The organism is Streptomyces sp. NPDC021080 (assembly GCF_044333225.1).
Taxonomy (GTDB): domain Bacteria; phylum Actinomycetota; class Actinomycetes; order Streptomycetales; family Streptomycetaceae; genus Streptomyces.
This window is the reverse complement of sequence record NZ_JBIRQM010000026.1, coordinates 68,394-75,308: the sequence shown is the minus strand read 5'-3', so window position 1 is coordinate 75,308 and position 6,915 is coordinate 68,394. Positions and strand designations below refer to the sequence as shown.

The window sequence follows — 6,915 nt, the reverse complement described above, 5'->3', positions numbered from 1 at the left end:
CCACCCGCCCCCGCGGCAACCGTCAACAAAACCTAGGCCCACAAACTTGGCGGCGGGCCCCGGGGCGCCCCCCCCCCCCCCCCGGCCCCCCCCCCCCCCGGCCCCCCGCCCGTCCGCGCAGGCACCGGGTTGTGGGCGCCGCAGCGCACCGGCGCGACGCCCGCGCGAGAACACCGACAGACCCGGCCGGCACAGAGACATACGCAGGTCAGCAGCATGTCGCACGCCTGAACACACGTCATTCGAATCCGGATCCACCCCCATTCCTGGAAGGACCGCAATGCCGAACACCAAGGACTTCGATTTCGACGTCCTCATCGTCGGCGGAGGCCCGGTGGGCATGCTGCTCGCCTCCGAACTGCGCATCGCCCAAGCCCGGCCGGTCGTCCTGGAGCGCCTCGCCGAGCGGACCCCCCACTCGAAGGCCTTCGGTCTGCACGCCCGTTCGCTGGAGTCGCTCGACCGCCGCGGCCTGGTCGCACGATTCCAGGACGGCGCCCGCTCGTGGAACAACGGCCACTTCGCCGGACTCGACGTCTGGGTCGACTTCTCCCTGCTCGACAGCGCCCACAACTACGCGCTGCTGTCCGAGCAGACCCGCACCGAGCGCCTGCTCGAGGAGCACGCGCAGGAACTCGGCGTCCCGGTCCGCCGCGGCCATGAGGTCACCGCCGTCCGGCAGGACGCGGACGGCGCCGAGGTCGACGTCACCGGCCCCCAGGGCCCGTACACCCTCCGCGGCCGCTACGTCGTCGGCACCGACGGCGGCCGCAGCCTGGTCCGCAAGTCCTCGGGCATCGGCTTTCCCGGCACCGGCGGCCGCGTCACCGCGCGCCTGGCCGACGTCGTCCTCGCCGACCGCGAGAAGGCGCCGATGGGCATGGAACGCACCGAGCGCGGCCTGCTGTTCTGCGTCCCGCTCGACGAGAAGTACCACCGCGTCGCCACCTTCGACTTCCAGCAGGGCAAGGAGGCGGGCACCGAGCTGACCATGGAGGAGTTCACCGGCAGCCTGCGCGAGATCTGGGGGGACGACCTCGGCGCGAGCGAGCCGCGCTGGCTGTCGTGGTTCACCGACTCCGCCTGCCAGGCCGAGCGCTACCGCGAGGGGCGCATCTTCCTGGCCGGCGACGCCGCGCACACGCACTTCCCCGTCGGCGGCCAGGGCGTCAACCTCGGCCTGCAGGACGCCCTCAACCTCGGCTGGAAGCTGGCCGCGCAGATCAACGGGTGGGCTCCCCAGGGCCTGCTCGACACCTACGACAAGGAGCGCCAGGCACCGGCCCGCAACGTACTGGCCAACACCCGCGCGCAGATCGCGCTGATGAACCCCGACCCCTACGTCACCCAGCTGCGTGAGCTCTTCCAGGAACTGATGACCAAGGAGCAGGTCAACCGGCACGTCGCCGAGATGCTCAGCGGCGTGGCGGTCCGCTACGAACTGCAGGGCCCCGAGCACCGGCTGCTGGGCGACTTCGCCCGCGACCTGACGCTGGAGACCGCGGACGGCACCCTGACCCTCCCCGAGCTCCTGCACCAGGGCACCTTCGCCCTGCTGGAACTCGGCGGCCGCACCGAGATCTCCGAGGTCTACGGGCAGTGGGCCACGACAGCGGACCGGACCGGCCGGATACGGCACGTCGTCGCCCGGTGCGCGCAGGAGCCGCAGCTCGCCGGCGTGCTCGTCCGCCCCGACGGCTACGTCGCGTGGGCCGCCGACAAGGACGCCTCGCCCGCCGAGACCGCCGCCGGCCTGCGCACGGCCCTGGCCGCCTGGGCCGGGGACCCCACCCGCCCCTGAACCCGCCCGCCGCACCGCCACGCGGCGCCGCAGTGCCCCGGCCCCGCTGCCCGCATCACGGCGGCGACGGCCCACGGACCGGACCCGCCGCCGCCGTTTCGGCCGGCAAGTCCACCCGGTCCACCCGGTCCGTCCGGTCCATCCGGTCCGTCCGGTCCATCCGGTCCATCCGGTCCATCCGGTCCGTCCGGTCCGTCCGGTCTATCCGAGCGGCCTGATCGCGCGAATCCCCCGCGCGCGGTCCACGGCCGAAGGGCTGCCCTCCCACCGTGGCGTTCCCCGGCGGGAGGGCAACCCTTCCTGCGCCCGGGCCCCGGCCCGGCCCGCTTCAGGCCGGTTCGAGCCGGACTCCACGCGCCCGGGCCATTGTCGGGACAGGACCGTAGCGGTCCTCATGGCTTGCTAGGAGGCTCGCGTGACAACGACCGATGACCGTACGACAGCCGCGGCGGTCGACCCCGGTCCGCTGATCAAGCTGACCATCGCGGACTGCGCGGCCAAGGTGCTCCACAGCGCGGTGACGCTCAAGGTGTTCGGCGCACTCGCCGACGGCCCGGCCCGAGCGGACCACATCGTTGCCACGACCGGCCTGCACCCGCGCATGGCCCCCGACTTCCTCGACGCACTCGCGGGCCTGGGCCTGCTCGAGCGCAGCGGGGACCGGTACGGCAACACGCCGCTGGCCCAGGCCTACCTCGTGCCGGGCACCCCGGCCTACCTCGGCGGGTTCGTCGAACTGACCAACGAGACCCTGTACAGCACCTGGGGCCGGCTCACCGAGGCACTGACCACCGGGGCCCCGCAGCACCTCGACCCCGACAAGGGCGGCTTCGTGGGCGACAAGCACAAGGACCCGGAGAAGATGAAGCGCTTCTTCGCCGGCCTGGACGCCTACAGCGACCGGATGGGCATCGAGATCGCCGGCCGGATCGACTGGAGCCGCCACTCCTCCTTCGTCGACCTCGGCGGCGCGCGCGGCAACCTCGCCTCGGTCCTGGTCAAGGAGCACCCGCACCTGAAAGCCGGGGTGTTCGACCTCGAGCGCACCCGCCCGCTGTTCACCGAACACACCGCCCGCCTCGGACTCGGCGACCGCATCGAGTTCACCGGCGGCGACTTCTTCACGGACGACATCCCCCGGGCCGACGTCATCGTGCTCGGCCACATCCTGCACGGCTTCGACACCGACCGGCGCCAGGAACTGCTGCGCCGCGTCCACGCGTCCGTCAACCCCGGCGGGCAGATCCTGGTCTACGACCGGATGATCGACGACGAGCGCCGCAGCGCCGAACGCCTGCTGTCCAGCCTGCACATGCGCCTGGTCAGCCCCGACGGCTCCGAATACCGCACCGGCGACGTCGGCACCTGGCTGAGCCGGGCCGGATTCACCGCCGTCACCGCGGAGCCGCTGCTCGGCACGCACACGCTGGTGACCGCGACCCGATGACCGGCCCCACGCAGCCGCCCGCCCCGACCACCCAAGGAATCACCATGAGCCAGGAGAAGGCGCCCGTCCTCATCGTCGGCGGCGGCCTCACAGGCCTGTCCGCCGCCGTGTTCCTCGCCCACCACGGAGTCAAGGCGACCCTGGTGGAACGCCACCCCGCCACCTCCACCCACCCCAAGGCCCGCGCCATCAACCCGCGCACGATGGAGCTCTACCGTGCCGTCGGCATGGAGGAACGTGTCCGCGCCGGACGCTCACCGATCTCCGGCAACACCGACCTCGTGCACGTGGAGAGCCTCGCCGGCAGCGAGCGGGTCCGCATGCCCAACGCCTCCATCGAGGACATCAGCAGGATCAGCCCCGCGCAGTGGACCCTCATCGACCAGAACCAGCTCGAGCCCATCTTGCGCAAGCGGGCCGAGGAGGTCGGCGTCGACCTGCGCTTCCACACCCGCCTCGACGCCGTCACCGAGGACGCCGACGGCGTGATCGCCACCCTCACCGACGTGGGCACCGGCGCGACCTCCCAGCTGCGCGCCCAGTATGTTGTCGCCGCCGACGGCAGCCGCAGCCCGCTCCGCGAGATGCTGGGCATCGGCGCCCACGGCCGCGGCACCATCACCAACCTGGTCAGCTTCTTCTTCGACGCCGACCTGACCGAACCCCTGCGCGGCCGCAAGATCATCGCCGCCTACGTCAACAACCCCGCGGTGCGCGGCACGATCATCCCGATCGACAACGACCGCAAGTGGGTCATCAACGTCTCCTTCTTCCCGGACAAGGGCCAAAGCGCCGCGGACTTCACCCCCGAGCGCTGCACCGAACTGGTCCGCGCCGCCGTCGGCGTCCCCGACCTGCCGCTGACGATCGAGTCGGTCGACATGCCGGCCTGGGACATCTCGGCGCGCGTCGCCGACACGTTCGCATCCGGCCGCTTCCTCGTCGCCGGCGACGCCGCACACGTCATGCCGCCCACCGGTGCCTTCGGCGCCAGCACCGGCATCCAGGACGCCTACAACCTGGCCTGGAAACTCGCCCTGGTGCTGGAGGGCAAGGCCGGAGCGGACCTGCTGGCCACCTACGACTGCGAGCGCCGCCCGGTCGCCGAGGAGACGGTGCGCCAGGCCATGCTGCGCTTCGCCGTCCGCGAGGGCAAGCAGTTCCAGGACGTCGCCAAGGACCTGGTCGACGAGACCACGATGACCTTCGGATACGCCTATCCGGCGGGCGCGTTCAGCGACGAGGACCCCCAGCTGTGGACCGTCACCGAGAACCCGGACAAGCCCAGCGGCCGGCCCGGCTCACGCGCCCCGCACGTCGTCGTCGAGGGTGACCACGGACCGTTCTCCACCGTCGACCTCTTCCCGGTCGGCTTCACCCTGCTGACGGCCGGCCCCGCCGCACCGTGGGACCGGGCCGCCGCCCCGGCCCGCGACCTCGGCCTGGTCCTGAACGTCCGCGGCATCGGCGAGGGCGGCCACTACGCCGATACCGAGGGCACCTTCAAGGAGCGCTACGGCATCGGTGACGGCGGCGCGGTCCTCATCCGCCCCGACGGCTTCATCGCCTGGCGTTCGAGCAAAGGCCCCGAAGGAGACGTCGCCCAGTTGGTGAGCGGCCTGCTGCGCCAGATCCTCGCCCTGCACTGACCCGGCTCCCGGGCGCGAAAACGGTGTGGCGGGGGGGCCCCCGCGGGGGGGGGGGGCCCCCCCGGGGGGGGGCCCCCCCCCCCCGCCCCCCCCCCCGCCCCCCCCCCCCGCCCCGCCGCCCCCCCCCCCCCCCCCCGCGGCCCCCCGCCCCGGCCGCGGGCCTCTAAGGGGGGGGGCCCCCCCCCCCGGGGGGGGGCGCCCCGCCACATTGTTTCGCGCCCGGCGGCCCGCTCACACCGTGCGCGACAGCAACCGGTGCAAGGCCGCGGACAGCTCGACCGCCGGGTCCGCGGGCTGCTCGGCCGCACGCCAGGCCAAGAATCCGTCCGGGCGCACGAGCGCGGCACCCGAGGCGGTGATCCCGTACCGCTTCAAGAACTCCTCGGCCTCCTCGGCCGGCTCCTGGCCGCCGACCCGGTGGAAGGCGATGTCGATCCCGGTGAGCCGGGACACGCCGCCCGCGGCCCGCTCCCACAGGCCGCCGTCCGGACCGGCCAGCAGCCGCCAGCCGCCCGTCAGCAGGTCGTGCAGCGGGGTGGCCGTGCCGCCCTCGCGCAGCTCGATGTGCGGGGCCCGGGTGCCCGGACGGCCCGAGGGCCGGGTGGGGTCCTCCACCGGGGCGCCGTCGTCCCCGCCGGGCTCGGACAGCACCGCACCCGAACGGTAGACGTGGCCGAACAGCACCGTGGTCTCCGGCCGGTGCCGGGCCGCCACCTCCTCGTCCAGACCGCTGCGCTGCAGGTAGCGGATCACCCCCTGCTCGACCGTGAACTCGGCGACCGGGACCCGCTCCTCCTCGTAGGTGTCCAGCAGCTCCGCTCCGGCCTGCCCGCGCAGCACCAGCGCCAGCTTCCACGCCAGGTTGTGCGCGTCCTGCACCCCCATGTTGCCGCCGAAACCGCCGGTGGGCGGCATGACATGGGCCGCGTCCCCGGCCAGCAGCACCCGGCCAAAGCGGAACCGGTCGGCGATCCGCGCCGCGATCTCCCAGCTGCTGCTGGACTCCACCGCCACATCCAGATCCGGCACGCCGACCGCGGCCCGCACCATCTCGATGCAGTCCTCCTCGGAGTACTCGGCATGGGTCTCCTGCGGCGGCAGGCTCGGCGCCAGCACCCAGCGGCCCGCGTCGTCGAGCCGGCCCAGCACGCCCTTGACCCTGTCGTTGCTGACGAAGCAGAGGAAGAACTCGCGGCCGGCGACGTACTCGTCGAGCGCGGCATGGAAGACGATGTTCATCTGGCGTCCGAAGACGCCCTGGCCGTGCGTGCCGATGCCCAGCCCCTCACGGATCGGGCTGCGGAACCCGTCCGCGGCGACGAGGTACTTCGCGCGGATGGTCGTCTCGGTGCCGTGCCGCAGCTCCCGCAGCACCGCGGTGACCCCGTCGGCGTCCTGCTCGCAGCTCACCAGCTCGGTGGCGAAACGGATGTCCGCCCCCAGCTCCTCGGCCCGCGCGCGCAGGACCGGCTCGAAGCGGTCCTGGCCGATCAGGGTCCAGCCCGTGGTGCTGACCTCGTTCGGGTCGTGCCGGAAAGGCCCGTCGAAACGGCCCAGTTCAACACCCGTGAGGGACTCCACCTGCAGGATGTCACCGTACTGCGCATACGGGTTCTCCTGCCTGCGCACCTTCTCCTCAAGGCCCAGCGCACGCATCAGCTCCATCGTGCGGGGACTGGCCGCCTGGGCCCGCGGGTGCGCCGAGATGTGCGTGTGCCGCTCGACGAGCACCGGCCGGATGCCCTGTCGGGCAAGGAACAGCGCCTGGGCGAGGCCCACCATGCTGCCGCCCACGATCAGTACGTCGGTTTGTTCCGCCACCGGATGTGCTCCCTCGTCTCGATGCCGTTTCCGTCCCGATGCGGTTCCGGACATTCCCGGCCAGCGAACAGGGCCCGCCTAGAGGGCCGCTCGGGCCGCGCCCGCGCCCCCAGGTCCGCCACCGCCCGCGGCCCGCCTGTCCAGACCCCTTCGAGCGCCGCACGAGGCCCCGCTGGAACCGTCCCCGTACCGCTGTT

General features: G+C 72.9%; 4 protein-coding genes. 3 read left to right on the top strand and 1 reads right to left on the bottom strand.

Translation table 11 applies throughout. The annotated features are described in order from the left end of the window. Nucleotides 1–280 precede the first annotated feature (280 nt). From ACH4S8_RS40915 to ACH4S8_RS40905, 3 genes are all read left to right on the top strand, one after another. Nucleotides 281–1,801 carry an FAD-dependent monooxygenase gene (locus tag ACH4S8_RS40915; protein WP_398403660.1) on the top strand — a complete coding sequence of 507 codons (1,521 nt, stop codon included), beginning with the start codon at nt 281–283 and terminating at the stop codon, nt 1,799–1,801. Between the two features lie 415 nt (nt 1,802–2,216). After that, nucleotides 2,217–3,248: a methyltransferase gene (locus ACH4S8_RS40910; protein WP_398403658.1), complete on the top strand. Its 1,032-nt coding sequence runs from the start codon at nt 2,217–2,219 to the stop codon at nt 3,246–3,248. Nucleotides 3,249–3,292: 44 nt separating this feature from the next. Continuing rightward, a complete protein-coding gene (locus ACH4S8_RS40905; protein WP_398403656.1) occupies nt 3,293–4,897 on the top strand; it encodes an FAD-dependent oxidoreductase in 1,605 nt (534 codons plus the stop codon). Between the two features lie 231 nt (nt 4,898–5,128). Here the strand turns inward: ACH4S8_RS40905 and ACH4S8_RS40900 are convergent, their stop codons facing one another. Beyond that, nucleotides 5,129–6,718 (bottom strand): FAD-dependent monooxygenase, encoded by a 1,590-nt coding sequence (locus ACH4S8_RS40900; RefSeq protein WP_398403654.1) that lies wholly within the window; start codon nt 6,716–6,718, stop codon nt 5,129–5,131. Nucleotides 6,719–6,915 lie beyond the last annotated feature (197 nt).